Below are 15,447 nucleotides of genomic sequence, written 5' to 3' on the forward strand. Positions count from 1 at the left end.
CCGGTTCTAGGCGTAGAGGAGTTCCTGGTCGATCACGATGGCCGCGGTCACGCCCTGGGCGGCGGCCAGGACCACCTGCGCGCCGGGGAAGGGCATATCGGGTTTCCTGGCCATGTCGCCGGCGGCGAAGACGCCGCGCACGCTGGTCTGGCCGAAGTCGTCCACCTCGACCGCGCCGTCCTCGAGGAACCGGCAGCCGAGCCGTTCGGCCAGGTCGCTGCGCTGGCGGGTGGGAGGGTGCAGGAACAGCGCGTCCCGCTCGACGGTGTCCCCGCCCTCGAACACGAGCGTGGCCAGGCCCTCCACCCGCTCGATCGGGCCCCTGCGCACCGTGATGCCGCGCCCGGCCAGCATCACCCGCTGCTCGCCCGGCGGATCGCCGACCAGCAGCACGTCCTTGCCGAACCGGGCCAGCTGCACCGCCTGGTGCACGCCCCACCCGTCCACGTCGAGCACGGCCAGCCGCAGCCCGGTGCGCTCCCAGCCGTGGCAGTACGCGCAGTGCAGCACGCCGCTCCCCCACCGCTCGGCCAGCCCGGGGATGCCGGGCAGCACGTCCTCCACCCCGGTGGCCAGCAGCAGCCGCCTGGCCAGGCGCGCGCCGCCGCCCAGGAAGACGCGGAACCCCTCCTGCTCGATCTCCGCCCCGGTGACCAGTCCGGTCACCACGTCGACCGACGGGTACTCCTCCAGGTCGCCCAGCGCCTCGGTCCGCAACTCGGCCGGGGCGATGCCGTCGCGCGAGAGCAGGTTGTGCACGGCGTCGCTGCGGGCGTTGCGGCCGGGGCCGCCGTCGACCAGCAGCACCCGGCGCCTGGCCCGGCCCAGCGTCAGCGCCGCGCTCAACCCCGCGGGCCCGGCGCCGACGACGACGGCTTCGTACATGTACCGATGGTAGCCAAACCGCCACGCACGGTCTGTCCTACACGGGTTAGTAGTCCAGGTCAGTGCGCGTGCACCCCGGCGGGGACGTGCGGCTTGCCCGCGGGGACGAGGGCCAGGCCGATGAGCGCGGCCACGCCCGCGCCGATCGCGCAGGCCACGTAGGCGGCGCCGAACCCGGCCGTGGTGGCGTGCTCGATGCCGGAGGCGGCGACGGTCGACATGATCGCCACGCCGATGGAGCCGCCGACCTCGTGGAAGGTGTTCACCACGCCGGAGGCCAGCCCGGCCTCGTGGTGGGAGACGAACCCGAGCGCGGTCGTGGTGGCCGCCACGAACACCGGCACGACGCCCGCGGCGCCCACGGTCAGCCCGATCACGGTGCCGGCCGTGCCCTGAGCCAGCGCGAGCACGAGCGCGCCCGCCCCGGCCACGAGCAGGCCGCCGACCGCGACGGGCCGCGCGCCGAGCCGCCCGATCAGCCGGCCACCCAGGTGCCCGGCGACGGCGGTGCCCACCGCCATGGGCAGGAACAGCAGCCCGGCCGCCAGCGCCGACAGCCCCTGGACCCGCTGCAGGAGCAGCGAGCCGAGGAAGACGTAGCCGAGCAGCAGCCCGGTGGCGACCAGCATGAGGAACGCGCCGGTCGCGATGGGCCGGCGAGCCAGCAGCCGCACGTCCATCAGCGGCTCGCGGGTGGCCCGCTCGGCCAGCGCGAAGGCCAGGTAGCCGGCGAGCGCGCCGGCCAGCGCCACCAGCGTGGCCGGGCTCGTCCAGCCCGCGTCCCCGGCGTTGACCAGGCCGTAGATGAGCGCGGCGGTCGCCGCGGTGACCAGGACGGCGCCGGGCACGTCGACGCGCCGCCGTACCTCTGGCCTGGCGGCGGGCACCAGGCGGGGCAGCCAGAGCAGGACGACCAGCCCGACGGGCACGTTGACGAAGAAGACCCAGCGCCAGCCGGGACCCGCGGTGAGCAGGCCGCCGAGCAGCGCACCGGCGGCGAAGCCCACGCCGCCCAGCGCGGCCCAGATGCCGAGCGCCCTGTTGCGTTCGGCGCCGTGGAAGGTCCTGGTGAGCGTGGCCAGCGCCGACGGGGACAGCAGCGCCGCGCCCGCGCCCTGGGCGAGGCGGCCGCCGATCAGCAGCGGCCCGGAGGCGGCCAGGCCGGTGGCCAGCGAGGCGAGCGTGAAGACGGCCAGCCCGGCCAGCAGGACGCGCCGCGCGCCGAAGGTGTCGCCGAGCCGCCCGCCGAGCAGCATCAGCCCGCCGAAGCACAGGGTGTAGGCGGTGACGGCCCAGGTGAGCGTGACGCGGTCGAGGTGGAGGTCCGCCCCGATGGTGGGCAGGGCCACGTTGATCACCGTGACGTCCAGGATCAGCATGAACTGCGCCACGCACAACAGCACGAGCGCCGTCCAGCGTCTCGGGTCGGGGGTGTGATCCACGAGAACTCCTTAAGTCGAACATTCATGTACGGATTATCTTATACATCAATGTTCGAGTTAGCGCTCCTTTGCCTCCGCGAGAACCGCCGCTGGCTTTGCGTCGAGCTTGTTGGGGCGACGATGAGCGTTGTGAGGTCGGTTAGGGCCCGGGTGACCCTGGCGGCCATCGTGGTGGCGGCGCTCGCGCTGGGACTCGCGGCCGCCATCCTCGCGGTGACCGTCCCCCGCGCGCTGAGGAGCCAGGTCATCGACGGCGTCGAGCAGGCCGTCCAGTGGCAGGCAGCCGACGCGCGCCTCGGCACCATCCCCGCCGACCTGTCCACCCCGCCCGGCGTCGACTTCCTGCAGATCATCGGTCCCGGCGGCCAGATACTGGGCAACTCGCCGCAGGCCGCGAGGGCGGGCCGCCTCTCGAACCTGGCCACCCCGCAGCCCGACCGCGTCTACTCCACGTACGGCAAGCCGGGGCGGCTGGCGTCCCGCGCCCCCTACTACATCGCCGCGATGACCACCCAGAGCCCGCGCGGCCAGGTCACCGTGTACGCCGCCGAGGACATCGCGGGCGCCGAGCAGGCCATCAGGATCTTCTACCTGCTGCTCGCCTTCGCCTTCCCGGTGCTCCTGCTCATGGTCGCCGGAGGCGCCTGGGCCGCCGTCGGCAACGGGCTGCGCCCGGTGGAGCGGATCCGATCCCGCCTGGCCGACATCACCGCGAGCGACCTGGGCCGCCGCGTGCCGGTGCCCAGGACGGACGACGAGATCGCGGCCCTGGCCACCACGACCAACGACACCCTGTCCCGCATGGAACGCTCGGCCGAGACCCAGCGCAAGTTCGTCAGCGACGCCTCCCACGAGCTGCGCAGCCCGATCGCCGCCCTGTGCACCCAGCTGGACCTGGCCCTGGCCTACCCCGACGAGACCGACTGGCCCGAGGTGTGCCGCAGGGCGCGCGAGGCCGCGCATCGCCTGTCGGACATCATCGAGGAGCTGCTCATGATGGCCCGGCTGGACGCGGGAGCCGTGCCCGACAGGAAGGTCGTGAACCTGAGCGAGCTGGCGGCGGTGCGCGAGGGCAGGCGGGTGCCGCTCATGATGAACCTCGCCGCCGGCACCCGGGTGTACGGCTCGCCCACGCAGCTCGACCGGCTGCTGACGAACCTGCTCGACAACGCCGACCGCCACGCCGCCACCCGCGTCGACCTGTCGGTCGCGGTCGAGGACGGCTCTGTGGTGCTGACGGTCACCGACGACGGCAACGGCATCGCGCCCGAGGACCGCGAGCGGGTCTTCGAGCGTTTCATCAGGCTCAAGGAGGGCCGCGAGCGCGACACGGGCGGCAGCGGGCTCGGCCTGGCGCTGGCCCGCGAGATCGCCGCCGCCCACCACGGCACGCTCGCCATCGCCGACCACTCCCCCGGCGCCCGCTTCGTCGCCCGTTTCCCCCTTGCTCCCCTCCCCTAGATCCCGCGCATAGGAGATCAGAATCGAGGATCTTCCCGGTCTTTACTTCGACCACATATCCCGTGACATGTACTGGAGGTAACGAAACTGCGCACAAGTAGGTGACGGATGAATCCGAACGCGTTACAGGCCAAGGCCCAGCGATGCGGCTGGCGGGTCATCACCGAGCGCGACGCCTCCGGTCCGATGATCACGCTGGTGCGCGACGAGTGGGAACTGTGGGTGGCCTTCTCCGGCACGGCCCCGGAGGCAGCCACGATCCGCATGCCAGGCCGTGGAGAGCATCAGAGAATTCCCTTGCGCGAGATCGGCCAGTGGGTGCGCGGCGATCGCCACCAGATGAGCCGCTTCGCCATCGGCGACCGCGTCACGGTCGTCGGCAGGTCCGGAATCGTCACGGACATCACGCTCGCGCTCATCCACCACGCGGGCAGACCCGGCGCCATCAGGCTCAGGATCGACTACGATCACGGCGGCGTCGGCACACCCTTCAGCGACCAGGTCCACCGACCACACGCCGAACTCCATCGTTAACGCGCAAGGGCCGTGAGACTCCCGTGAAACGCCCGGGAGGCGACACTGGGACCCATGAACGACATGTTCGTGACGTCCCGGGACAGCACACGGCTTGATGTCAAGGTGTACGGGCAGGGCCCGCCGATGGTCCTGGTCCATGGCGCGTCCGTGGACCGCAGGAGCTGGTCGCGTGTCACGCCCAGGCTCGCCGAGCGCTTCACCGTGTACGCCCTGGACCGCCGGGGCCGGCGCGGCAGCACCCGGGAGGGCGGGCCGTACGCGCTGGCCCGCGAGACCGAGGACGTGGCCGCCGTCGCCGAGGCGGCGGGCGGTGACGTCTACGTCGTGGCGCACTCCTACGGCGCCCTCTGCTCGCTGGAAGCCCCGCTGATCACCGGCGCCATCGGCCGGATGCTGTTGTACGAGCCGCCCGCGCCGACGCCGGGCGTGCACGTCGCGCTGCCGGACGTGCTGGCGCGCATGCGCGAAGCCGGCATGGACGAGCGCCTGGAGATCTTCTACCGCGAGGTGATCCTGCTGTCGCAGCGGGAGGTGGACGCCCTCAGGCGTGCCCCCGCCTGGCAGGCCTACCTGGGCGCGGCGCCCGTGCTGTCGCGGGAGGTCGAATCCGTCCAGGCCTACGAGATCTCCGACCGGCCGGCCAAGGTCGACGTGCCGGTCCGGCTGCTGGTGGGCACCCAGAGCCCGCCGTACCTGCGCCCCGCGGCCGAGGCGATGGCGGCCAGGCTGCCGCGCGCCGACCTGGTCACCCTGACCGGCCAGGGGCACATGGCCAACGAGTACGCGCCCCGGCTCTTCACCGACCAGGTGTTCGCCGCCGCCCTGGACGGGCAGGGCGGCGGCGTGTCCGGCTAGGAGATCGTCCAGTGCTGCAGGGCCGAGCCGGTGTCGGCCTGCTGGGTCACCAGGGCGCCGTCCGCGGTGGAGGCGGTGGTGAGCAGCAGGCCGCTCTTCTGCGAGGCGATCGTGTAGCCGCCTGAGACGGGCGCGACCACCCAGCGCTGGTTGCTCGCGCCGGTGCAGGTCCACTGGATCACCGCGGCGCCGGCTGTGACCGAGCCGCCGTTGACGTCCATGCACAGGTTCGACTCGCCGTTGACGATCTGGTACGAGCCGTCGGACTGCTGGGTGAAGACCCACTTCTGGTTCGGCCCGCCGTTCGGCGACCAGGTGACGAACTGCGTGCCGGGGGTCGTGGAGTGGTTGGGGTCGTCGAGCGCCTTGCCGGACGCCACCAGGGTGTGGGTGCCGTTGAGGGTGGCCGGGCCGACGGTCCAGGTGAACGACGCCGAGCCGCCGGCCGTACCCGAGGAGGCGGTGACCCTGACGGTGGCGGTGCCGGTCGCGGTGGGCGTGCCGGTGATGAGGCCGGAGGCGCTGATCGAGAGTCCGGCGGGCAGGCCCGTGGCCGTGAACGTCAGCGGCTTGCCCTGCGAGTCCGCGGCGTTGACCTGGAGCGAGACGGCGGTCCCGACGTTGCCTGTCTGGTTTCCGGGGTTGGCGACGGTGACGGTCTCGGGGCCCTGCGCGGTGGACGGGGTGAACGTCAGCGTCTGCTCGGCCGCGGTACGGCTGCCGCCGACGGCGTTGCCGGTGGTGTTGGTCCAGTGCCGGGTGGGCGTGGTCTCCGCGAGGCGCGCGGAGTCGGACGACATGCCGAGCACCAGGCCGCTGTAGCGGTTGACCAGGCGGTACGCGCCGCCGGACGGGATGATCCACCACTGCTGACCCACGCCCGAGGCCGCGGTCGCCGTGGGCTTGGTGCCCCAGGCGCGGCTGCCGGCGCCGAGCGCCTGCCCGGTGGAGGCGTTGGTGATCCGGTAGGAGCCGTCGCCGTTGCCGGTGAACTGCCACAGCTCCAGCGCCGACCCGGTCGCCGAACCCACCGAGGTGGTGGTCGAGCCGCCCGCGACCTGGGCCAGGATCCGGCCGTTGCCGCTGCCGATCTGATAGGTCCTGGCCGGGTCGACGGGGGACGCCGCCGGCGCGGTCGAGGCGACGGTGACGTTGGCGTACTCACCGGAGGAGGCGGCGCAGGCGATCGAGCAGTAGGAGCGGAAGGTCTTGCCGACGATCGTCCCGGTCGTCCTGGTCGCGCCGTCGACGAACCAGCGGTACCAGGAGCCGGAGGTGTAGCCGCCCGAGTCGCCGATCAGGTACCACTTCTGGGTGGACAGGTCGTCGGTGACGTAGAAGCGCTGCGGCGCGGTGCCCGAGACGACCTCCGGCTCGCCCAGGTACAGGCCCAGGTAGGCGTCGTAGGTGATGTTCATGATGAACAGGTCGGACTTCGGCGGCAGCTTGCCCGCCGACACCTGCTGGTCGACCGTGCCGGTGTTGGCCGGGTTGTAGTCGCCGGCTGGAGGGGTGTACCCGCCGGGGACGAGGTTGCTCTCTAGCCCGCCGGCACCCGGCTGGGAGAACGACCCGTTGTAGAACTTGGTCCACGTCCCGGTCGCCATTTTTCCGGACAAGGGGGCGCGGGCCACGTGCGCGAGCCCGCCGTTGCTGCCGCCCACGCCGCCCTTCGGCACGATCCGCGAGCCGTAGTAGACGTAGAAGTATCCGGAGGCCGTGTCGACGAACAGCCGCGGGTCGCCGTCGCCGTAGTCGTAGGTCTGGTTCGGGAACGCGGCGGTGTCGCCCCGCCTGGTGCTGTACGGCGAGGTGATCGCGTGGCCCTTGATGGTCCACACCTTGCCCTGGTCGGTGGAGACGGCGTAGTCGAGCGAGTCGTAGTGCAGCCCGTCGCCGAACGGCTGCGGCGTGAACTCGTTGTGCACCAGCCCGTACCAGTCACCGGTGTCCGGATCGACCCAGACGCCGACCAGGTCGCAGAAGTTCTTCTGCGTGTACCCGGACCCGGCGGGCGCGCTGGTGGCCTCCACGCCGGTGGGGCTGTTGTTGCAGCGCCAGGTCGTGTCGTTGTTCTTGTCGCTGGTGTTGGCCGGGTTGACCGCGTTGCTGATGGCGCTCGAGCGGGTGGCGCCGTCGAAGTCGGGGCCGGTGTAGAAGTCCCAGTAGCGGGGGTCGTTCTTGCCGTAGAGCGCGGCGGACTGCTGGAAGTAGAACGTGCCGTCCTTGTCGATGTACGGGCTGGCGGGCGTGTCGGTCGGGTAGGCGTAGGCGGCCGTCGATCCGATCGTGATCGTGTACGTGGCCGCGGGCGGCGCCGCCGTCGCGGGCACGGCGCCGACGCCGAGCGTCAGCAACAGGGCGGCCAGCATCTTGGGGGGTCGTAACACGGGCGCTCCTTCCATTCTGGGCTCGCAGCCGGACAGTACGTCTCATTTGACCGGTAAAACAAGAGCTATTGCGCAGTCTCTGGATTACCTATGATGCTGGCCATGGTGACGATGCGGGACGTGGCCGAGCGCGCCGGCGTCACGAAGCAGACGGTGTCCAACGTCGTCACCGGCCGCGTGAAGGTACGGCCCGCCACCGCCGCCCGGGTCCGCGCGGCCATCGCCGAGCTCGGCTACACCCCCAACCTGGTGGCCAGATCGCTGGCGACCGGCACGACGATGACCGTCGGCCTGTTCGTGCCGACGGTGGCCAGCTCCTTCTACTCGGCCGTGGTCGAGGAGGTGGAGAACGTCCTGGACGAGCGCGGCTACCACCTGCTGCTGTGCACGACCCGCCAGGACGGCGAGCGCGCCAGGCGCCACCTGGCGAGCCTGTCGAGCCGCTCGGTCGACGCGCTGCTCATCGCCGGCGACCAGGACCTGATCGACCACCTGCCGCTGCTGGCCGACGCCCCCTTCCCTGTCGCGCTGTGCGCGTGGGAGTCCGACGCGCCCGACACGCTGCCGGTCGTCACGATCGACTACGAGCACGCCGGCTACCTGGCCGGACGCCACCTGCGCGACCTCGGCCACGAACGGGTCGCGGTGCTGGCCAGCCTGCCCGCCCACGCCCACCGCGTCTCGGGCCTGCGGCGCGCCTTCGGCCGCGACGTCCCGGTCTTCGCCGCGCCCGAGCCCACGGCCGAGGGCGGCTTCACCGCCGCCAACGCCGCCCTGGCCGCCGACCCGCGGACCACCGCGATCTTCGCCACCCACGACATCCTCGCCCTGGGCGCGCTGGAGGCCGCCCGCCTGGCCGGCCGCCCGGTCCCGCGCGAGCTGTCGGTGGTCGGCCTGGACGACATCGACGAGGTACGGCATGCCCATCCGGCCCTCACCACCGTGGCGATCCCCAGCAGGGAGATGGCCCGCCAGGCGGTCGGCCTCCTCCTGCGCGCCGTCGACGAGGCCACGCCCCCCGCCGGCACCCTCCAGCTCCTCCGCCCCGCCCTGGTCATCCGCGAGAGCACCGCCCCGGCTCCTTGACGCCCTCGGAGGGAACCCTTACGTTAGCTCGCATCGCCCAGTTGTTAAAACGTTTTAGGAGCGATGTGGAGACCTCTCCCCCCGTCTTCGAACACCACCGCGAGCCGCTCGGCATCGGCGAGCGGGCTCCGCGACTGTCCTGGACCGTCTCCTCCGGCGTCGCCGGCTGGCTGCAGCGCGGCTACGAGCTCGAGCTCAGCGACGGAACCGCCACCGGCCTGGTCGAGTCGGGCGAGTCTGTGCTGGTGCCCTGGCCGGGCGCCGAGCTGTGCTCGCGCGAGCGGCGCGGCGCCCGCGTGCGCGTCCACGGCGCCGACGGCTCGGTGAGCGACTGGAGTCCCTGGTCGTGGGCCGAGGCCGGGCTGCTCGACCCCGCCGACTGGCGGGCCGCCGCGGCAGGTCCGCCGCTCGAGCTGCTCGGCCCGCCCGACGGCCCCGCCCTGCTGCTGCGCCGCGACTTCACCGTCCGCGGCCCCGTCGAGCGGGCCAGGCTGTACGTCACCGCGCTCGGCGTGCACGAGAGCGAGATCAACGGCCGGGTGGTGGGCGACGACGTGCTCGCGCCCGGCTGGACCAGCTACCACCACCGCCTGCGCTACCGCACGCACGACGTCACCGGTCTGCTGCGCGAGGGCGCCAACGCGATCGGCGCCACGCTCGCCGACGGCTGGTACCGCGGCCGGCTCGGCTTCGGCGGCGGCAAGAGCGGCCTGTACGGCGAGCAGACCGCGCTCGTGGCCCAGCTGGAGATCACCTACACCGACGGGAGCACCGACGTGGTGGTGACCGACGGGGAGTGGCGGTGCTCCCCTGGCCCGGTCACCGCGGCGAGCCTGTACGACGGGGAGAAGCACGACGCCCGGTTGCTGCCCGTCGGGTGGTCGGAGCCCGGATTCGACGATGGGTCCTGGGTTCCCGCCGACGCCGTGCCGTACGACCCGGGGGTGCTGCGCGCGCCCACGGGGCCGCCGGTGCGCAGGACGGAGACGCTGAGCCCGGTGGAGGTGCTGACCAGCCCGTCGGGGAAGACGATCCTGGACTTCGGGCAGAACCTCGCGGGCCGGCTGCGCATCCGCGTGCAGGGCCCCGCGGGACGGACGGTGACGCTGCGGCACGCCGAGGTGCTCGAGGACGGCGAGCTCGCGCTGCGCCCGCTGCGCGAGGCCGCCGCCGAGGACCGCTACACCCTGCGCGGCGGCGAGCCGGAGGAGTGGGAGCCGCGCTTCACCACGCACGGCTTCCGCTACGCCCAGGTCGACGGCTGGCCCGGCGAGCTCGACCCGGCCTGCGTCCAGGCCGTCGTGTGCCACACCGACCTGCGGCGCACCGGCGACTTCTCCTGCTCCGACCCGCTGCTGGCACGCCTGCACGACAACGTGGTGTGGAGCATGCGCGGCAACTTCGTCGACGTGCCCACCGACTGCCCGCAGCGCGACGAGCGGCTTGGCTGGACCGGCGACCTGCAGGTGTTCGCCCCGACGGCCGCGTTCCTGTACGACTGCACGGGCGCGCTGGCGACCTGGCTCGCCGACCTGGCCGACGAGCAGGCCGAGCAGGGCACCGTGCCGTTCTACGTGCCGTGGGTGCCGCTGCTCGGCACGCTGCCCACCGCGGCCTGGGGTGACGCGGCGGTGCTCGTGCCGTGGACGCTCTACCAGCGTTCCGGCGACCTGGAGATGCTGCGGCGGCAGTGGCCGAGCATGAAGGCGTGGGTGGACCAGGTCGCGGCGCTGGCGGGCGAGGACCACCTGTGGGACGAGGGGTTCCAGTTCGGCGACTGGCTGGATCCCGCCGCGCCTCCGGACGACCCCGGCAGGGCGCGCACCGATCACGCGCTCGTGGCCACCGCCTACCACGCGCGGTCGGCCTCGGTCCTGGCGTCGGCCGCCGAGCTGCTCGGGCATGACGCCGGGCCGTACACGGCGCTGGCCGGGCAGGTCCGTGCGGCCTTCCGCCGCGAGTTCGTCACGCCGTCGGGACGGCTGGCCTGCGACACGCAGACCGCCTACGCCCTCGCCCTGGCCTTCGACCTGCTCGACGGGCCCGCGCAGCGGGAGCGGGCCGGGCGGCGGCTGGTGGAGCTGGTCGCGCGGGACGATCATCGGATCGGCACCGGGTTCGTGGGCACGCCGCTGGTCTGCGACGCGCTGTGCTCGGTAGGCGCCCACGAGACCGCGTACCGGCTGCTGCTGCAGCGCGAGTGCCCGTCCTGGCTGTATCCGGTGACGATGGGCGCCACCACGGTCTGGGAACGCTGGGACAGCCTGCTGCCGGACGGGTCGGTCAATCCCGGCGAGATGACCTCGTTCAACCACTACGCGCTCGGCGCGGTGGCCGACTTCCTGCACCGCACCGTCGCGGGGCTGGCACCTGCCGCCCCCGGTTACCGGCGGTTGCGCATCGCGCCTCGGCCGGGCGCGGGTCTCACCCACGCCTCGGCCCGGCTCGACACGCCCTACGGTCCCGCGTCGGTCCGCTGGGCCGTCGAGGGCGGCGGGCTTACCGTGTGGGCGACCGTACCTGCCGGGACCGTCGCCGAGGTGGATCTACCGGGGATGGAGCCGGTGGAGGTGAGCTCGGGTACCCACACGTTCGGCCCTATCTGATACGGAGGGGAAGGGTGCGGGGGCCGCGGACCTGGCCGGTGGCCCAGGTGACCGCGGCCGGGTCCGCCAGGGTGAAGTCGGGGACGCGCTGCAGCCAGACCTCCAGCGCGACCCGCAGCTCCATCCGCGCCAGGTGGGAGCCGACGCACCGGTGGATCCCGAGGCCGAAGGCGGCGTGCCGGTTGACCTCGCGGTCGATGACGACCTCGTCCGCCCGCTCGAACTGCGCGGGGTCGCGGTTGGCCGCGGGGAAGGACAGCAGGACCCAGTCGTCGGCCTTCATGTCCACCCCGCGCCAGTGCACGTCATGCCTGACCAGGCGGGCCATCGTGACGGGCGCGTAGGCGCGCAGGAACTCCTCCATCGCGGTGGGCAGTAACTCCGGCTCGGCAACCAGGCGCTCGCGGTCGGCGGGCGTCCTGGCCAGGTGCCACAGCGAGGCGCCGATCGCGCTCCACGTCGTGTCGATGCCCGCGATGAGCAGCAGCGCCATCGTGCCCGCCACGTGCCCGGGGTCGAGCTCGAGGTCCAGCAGGTACGAGGTCAGGTCGTCGCGGGGGTTCTCCGCGTGGTCGCGGATCTGCTCGTCCAGGTACTCGTCGAGCCCGTCGAACTTGGCCAGGCGCTCCTCCGGCGGCAGGTTCACCGATTCGAGGACGTCCTCGACGAACACCCGGAAGCTCGGCCCGTCCTCGGGCGGGAACCCGAGCATGTCCGCGATGACCCGCATCGGGATGTGCTGGGCGTAGTCGCGGGCGGCGTCGACGACGTCCTGCCCCTCCAGCGCGTCGATGAGGGCGTGGCACAGGGCCCTGGTCGCCTCCTCGCGCTTGGCCACGGCGGACCTGGTGAACGCGGGCAGCAGCAGCTTTCGGGCGAAGTGGTGGAACGGCGGGTCGGACGAGATCGGTGGCACCTCGCCCATCGGGGCCAGCTCCAGCGGAGGCCGGTTGTTGCTCACGACGATCCCCCGCGAGGAGAACCCGTCGGTGTCGTAGGCGATGGCCGCCACGTCCTCGTAGCGCGTGGGCAGCCAGCCGCCGCCGAACCGCTCGGTGTGCGCGATCGGGCAGCGCCCGCGCAGCTCGTCCTGGATCGGGTACGGGTCGGCCGCCCACTCCGGCTCGGCATGGGAGAAGTCCGTCGCCCAGTCGGAGACCGGGCCCGTGATCACCTCGCTGGAGCGGTCCTCGGCGGTCATCTCGTGCCTCCTACAGGATCTCGATCGCCCGTTCCGGGCAGTTGGCCACCGCCAGCCGGGCCGCCTGCTCCTGGCCCTCGGCCACGGAGCCGTCGCCGCGCACCTGGCCGTAGCCCTCCTCGTCGTCGCCGAACAGCTCGGGCGCGAGGTCGTAGCAGCGGCCGTGGCCCTGGCATTTACCTGAGTCGATGCGCACCTTCATCGCGGTGCTCCCCTCTGGGGCATATGCCCCATACCGAATTAAAAGATCGTTCATTAACGCCGTCAAGCATGCACCGGCATTGTGCCCTGGGTCACAGTGTGCCGCGTGCGTCGATGGGCCAGATGTCGAGGAGGGTGTCGCCGTCCACGACGTGGAGGAAGTCGTGCAGGTTGACGGTCGGGTCGCAGTGCGAGGTCTGGAGGTCGACGATGTCGCCCACTTCGCAGCCGGCCGCGCCGTCCATCATGCCGAACTCATCGCCGAAGAAGCGGTACGTCGCGCCCGGCCACTGCCCTTCCCGTACCCGCGGCAAGGGGCCGTCGGTCGAGACGCTCTTGAAGCCGGCGTTGATCGAGACGTAGCCGGGCTGGTTCGCGCTGACGACGGAGCTACGCAGGTAGAGGGCGAACCGATAGGGGTTGGGCTCGCCGGGGAACAGCTCCACCGCGTCGTAGTCCACGTCCATCACGCAGTACGACCCGGCCTGGCTCTCGGTGTAGATCTTGCGCTCGGCGTCGATGGCGAACGTGCCGGTGCCGCCGCCGCTGACCACGGCAGGGGCGAGATCGGCTGCCGCGAGCGCCGCCAGGGTCTCCTGCAGCCGGTCCAGCTGGCCGCCGTACGTGCTGCGCCGTTCCCGGTAGTCGAGGATGTGCTGCACCCGGCCCGAGTAGGCCTGGAGTCCCGCGTAACCGAGTTCCTCCGACCGTTCCAGGCGGCGGGCGATCGCCACCGCATCCGCGGGCGAGGCCGCGCCGGTCCTGCCCATGCCGATGTCGAGGTCCACGAGCGCGCGTAGCGGCCTGGCGGTGCGGCCGAGGACGGACTCCCACACGTCCACGTTCTCGATCGTGTCGAAGACCAGCGTGATGTCGGCTCCTTCGTGGTGGAGCGACGCGAGGGCCTCGATGTGCGCCCGCTGCACGATCGGGGTCGTCACCAGGACGCCGGGGATCCGTGCCTCGGCGTACACGATCGCCTCCCGTCCGGTGGTTGCGCACACGCCGACCGCGCCCGCCGCCACCTGTTCGCGGGCCAGGGCGGTGCACTTGTGGGTCTTGCCGTGCGGCCGCAGCGCCATGCCGGCGCCCGCGCACCGCCGGTTCATCTCCGCGAGGTTGGCGCGCAGGGCGGGCAGGTCGATGACGAGCGCGGGCGTGACGAGCCGGAGCGCGCCACCGGGGACACCGATGAGGCGGGCGTTGGGTGACATGAGACCTCTTTAGCACCTGCTTTCCACCTGCGGTAAAGGGGCATGGCTTCGGGGAGTCGTTCGGGGAGGCGCTTCCGCGCCCGGAATCAGAGGTTCAACCCATGACCACCACCCGACCGGCCGACGCCTCGGGCACCTTCGCCCTGGGCGGCGACCTCACCGTCAACCGCCTCGGCTATGGCGCGATGCAGCTCTCCGGCCCTGGCGTCTGGGGCGAGCCCGAGGATCCCGCGGAAGCGATCCGTGTCCTGCGCCGCGCCGTCGAGCTCGGGGTGAACTTCATCGACACCGCCGACTCCTACGGCCCGTTCGTCAGCGAACGGCTGATCCGCGAGGCGCTCCACCCGTACCCGGAGGACCTCGTCATCGCCACCAAGGGCGGCCTGACCCGCCCGAGCCCCAGCGACTGGCGCCCGGTCGGCCGGCCCGAGTACCTGCGCCAGCAGACCGAGCTCAGCCTCCGCAACCTGGGCGTGGACAGGATCGACCTCTACCAGTTGCACCGCATCGACCCCCAGGTTCCCCTCGCCGACCAGCTCGGCGAACTCGCCCTCCTCCAGCGGGAGGGCAAGATCCGGCACATCGGCGTCTCCGAGGTGACGGTCGAGGAGCTCGAGCAGGCCAGGAAGCACGCCGAGATCGTCTCCGTCCAGAATCTGTACAACCTCGCCAACCGCTCGGCCGAGGACGTGCTGAACTACGCCGAAGCCGAGAACATCGGCTTCATCCCGTGGTTCCCCATCGCGACCGGTGAGCTCGCCCGGCCAGGAGGGCCGCTGGACGCCGCCGCCGAGCAGCACGGCGCGGCTCCGGCCCAGCTCGCGCTCGCCTGGCTGCTGCGCCGCTCGCCCGTCATGCTGCCCATCCCCGGCACCTCACGCGTGGCGCACCTGGAGGAGAACCTCGAAGCGGCACGCATCACGCTGACCGACGCCGAGTACGAGGACCTGACCAGAGCCGCGGGGTGATGTCGTGGCGCAGGAAGAACGCCGACACCTCCTGCTCGCGTCCCTCGCGCCATCGCCTGCCGCCATACAGCCGCACCAGTCCTTGGAACACGATCGTCTTGCGGAAGTGCGGACCCGGCCCGCTCTCATCGACCCCGATGCAGCCCTTTGGACACCACCGGTGGTGCTTCCGGTGGCGAGATCGTGGATGTCCCGCCCGCCGTACGACAGGCCCGCAGGTTGGGTACGGGGCCAGAAGATCGCGCTGGCATGTCCGGTGTCGCCCTCGTAGCGGAGCAGCGCGCGCGACCGGCTCGCTCATGCGGGACGCGATCCGCCATCGGCTACCCTCCCACGGCCTGCAGTGGCGCGTTCACAACCTGTACGACAAGGCCCGGGCTCCAGCACCATCCGGGCGCTTCCAGATCATGTGCCACCCAATGTAGATCTTGAATGAGAACGTTTGTCATCCTCTCTCGGAGGCTTCCCGACTTTCACGGAACAGAGACGGAATAGAACAGCCATAGACGTCGGGCAGCCCGGATACACGACCCGTCCCTGCCCGTGGGTCGTCGTCCCACCCACAGAGCAAGGGCCAGCCCCTGCGGTTGTGAACTATTCG

General features: G+C 72.0%; 12 protein-coding genes. 6 read left to right on the plus strand and 6 right to left on the minus strand.

Translation table 11 applies throughout. The features are described from left to right. Positions 1-6 precede the first annotated feature (6 nt). Together KIK09_RS02705 and KIK09_RS02710 are read right to left on the minus strand one after the other, a co-directional pair. Positions 7-885 carry an NAD(P)/FAD-dependent oxidoreductase gene (locus KIK09_RS02705; protein ID WP_214316993.1) on the minus strand — a complete coding sequence of 293 codons (879 nt, stop codon included), beginning with the start codon at positions 883-885 and terminating at the stop codon, positions 7-9. 59 nt (positions 886-944) lie between these two features. Next, a complete protein-coding gene (locus KIK09_RS02710; RefSeq protein WP_308163898.1) occupies positions 945-2,327 on the minus strand; it encodes a DHA2 family efflux MFS transporter permease subunit in 1,383 nt (460 codons plus the stop codon). Between the two features lie 129 nt (positions 2,328-2,456). On the opposite strand from KIK09_RS02710, the gene KIK09_RS59875 reads away from it, so the two are divergent. The 3 genes from KIK09_RS59875 (at position 2,457) to KIK09_RS02725 (ending at position 5,180) form a co-directional block, all read left to right on the plus strand. Continuing rightward, the gene (locus KIK09_RS59875) at positions 2,457-3,788 is read left to right on the plus strand and encodes a sensor histidine kinase (protein WP_214316994.1); all 1,332 of its coding nucleotides are present in this window, start codon (positions 2,457-2,459) and stop codon (positions 3,786-3,788) included. Positions 3,789-3,896: 108 nt separating this feature from the next. Next, positions 3,897-4,322 carry a hypothetical protein gene (locus KIK09_RS02720; protein WP_214316995.1) on the plus strand — a complete coding sequence of 142 codons (426 nt, stop codon included), beginning with the start codon at positions 3,897-3,899 and terminating at the stop codon, positions 4,320-4,322. A gap of 54 nt (positions 4,323-4,376) precedes the next feature. Continuing rightward, a complete protein-coding gene (locus KIK09_RS02725) occupies positions 4,377-5,180 on the plus strand; it encodes an alpha/beta fold hydrolase (RefSeq protein ID WP_214316996.1) in 804 nt (267 codons plus the stop codon). On the opposite strand, the gene KIK09_RS59880 is transcribed toward KIK09_RS02725, so the two are convergent. After that, the gene (locus KIK09_RS59880; RefSeq protein WP_214316997.1) at positions 5,177-7,570 is read right to left on the minus strand and encodes an RICIN domain-containing protein; all 2,394 of its coding nucleotides are present in this window, start codon (positions 7,568-7,570) and stop codon (positions 5,177-5,179) included. The genes KIK09_RS02725 and KIK09_RS59880 overlap by 4 nt on opposite strands. A 102-nt stretch (positions 7,571-7,672) precedes the next feature. Between KIK09_RS59880 and KIK09_RS02735 the strand changes: the two genes are divergently transcribed. Both KIK09_RS02735 and KIK09_RS02740 read left to right on the plus strand, forming a co-directional pair. Continuing rightward, on the plus strand, positions 7,673-8,656 hold the full coding sequence (locus KIK09_RS02735; RefSeq protein WP_214316998.1) for a LacI family DNA-binding transcriptional regulator: 984 nt from the start codon (positions 7,673-7,675) through the stop codon (positions 8,654-8,656). A gap of 65 nt (positions 8,657-8,721) precedes the next feature. After that, positions 8,722-11,262 carry a family 78 glycoside hydrolase catalytic domain gene (locus tag KIK09_RS02740; RefSeq protein ID WP_214316999.1) on the plus strand — a complete coding sequence of 847 codons (2,541 nt, stop codon included), beginning with the start codon at positions 8,722-8,724 and terminating at the stop codon, positions 11,260-11,262. On the opposite strand, the gene KIK09_RS02745 is transcribed toward KIK09_RS02740, so the two are convergent. The 3 genes from KIK09_RS02745 to KIK09_RS02755 form a co-directional block, all read right to left on the minus strand. After that, positions 11,255-12,463, minus strand: a complete 1,209-nt coding sequence (locus tag KIK09_RS02745; RefSeq protein ID WP_214317000.1) for a cytochrome P450 — start codon at positions 12,461-12,463, stop codon at positions 11,255-11,257. The two genes, KIK09_RS02740 and KIK09_RS02745, sit on opposite strands and share 8 nt — an antisense overlap. A gap of 10 nt (positions 12,464-12,473) precedes the next feature. Beyond that, the gene (locus KIK09_RS02750; protein ID WP_214317001.1) at positions 12,474-12,665 is read right to left on the minus strand and encodes a ferredoxin; all 192 of its coding nucleotides are present in this window, start codon (positions 12,663-12,665) and stop codon (positions 12,474-12,476) included. Positions 12,666-12,756: 91 nt separating this feature from the next. Next, positions 12,757-13,878, minus strand: coding sequence for an alanine racemase (locus KIK09_RS02755; RefSeq protein ID WP_214317002.1), 1,122 nt, complete (start codon positions 13,876-13,878; stop codon positions 12,757-12,759). A gap of 101 nt (positions 13,879-13,979) precedes the next feature. Here KIK09_RS02755 and KIK09_RS02760 point away from each other — a divergent pair, with 101 nt between their 5' ends. Then, on the plus strand, positions 13,980-14,846 hold the full coding sequence (locus tag KIK09_RS02760) for an aldo/keto reductase (protein ID WP_214317003.1): 867 nt from the start codon (positions 13,980-13,982) through the stop codon (positions 14,844-14,846). Positions 14,847-15,447: the final 601 nt, after the last annotated feature.

Origin of the sequence: Nonomuraea sediminis (assembly GCF_018531495.1) — a bacterium.
In the GTDB taxonomy this organism is placed as follows: Bacteria; Actinomycetota; Actinomycetes; order Streptosporangiales; family Streptosporangiaceae; genus Nonomuraea; species Nonomuraea sediminis.

Excerpts from the sequence above, each read along its gene's own strand:
- KIK09_RS02705 (WP_214316993.1), bottom strand. The coding sequence starts at position 885 with ATGTACGAAGCCGTCGTCGTCGGCGCCGGGCCCGCGGGGTTGAGCGCG.
- KIK09_RS02760 (WP_214317003.1), top strand. The coding sequence starts at position 13,980 with ATGACCACCACCCGACCGGCCGACGCCTCGGGCACCTTCGCCCTGGGC.
- KIK09_RS02735 (WP_214316998.1), top strand. The coding sequence starts at position 7,673 with ATGGTGACGATGCGGGACGTGGCCGAGCGCGCCGGCGTCACGAAGCAG.
- KIK09_RS02725 (WP_214316996.1), top strand. The coding sequence starts at position 4,377 with ATGAACGACATGTTCGTGACGTCCCGGGACAGCACACGGCTTGATGTC.
- KIK09_RS02750 (WP_214317001.1), bottom strand. The coding sequence starts at position 12,665 with ATGAAGGTGCGCATCGACTCAGGTAAATGCCAGGGCCACGGCCGCTGC.
- KIK09_RS02755 (WP_214317002.1), bottom strand. The coding sequence starts at position 13,878 with ATGTCACCCAACGCCCGCCTCATCGGTGTCCCCGGTGGCGCGCTCCGG.
- KIK09_RS02745 (WP_214317000.1), bottom strand. The coding sequence starts at position 12,463 with ATGACCGCCGAGGACCGCTCCAGCGAGGTGATCACGGGCCCGGTCTCC.
- KIK09_RS02720 (WP_214316995.1), top strand. The coding sequence starts at position 3,897 with ATGAATCCGAACGCGTTACAGGCCAAGGCCCAGCGATGCGGCTGGCGG.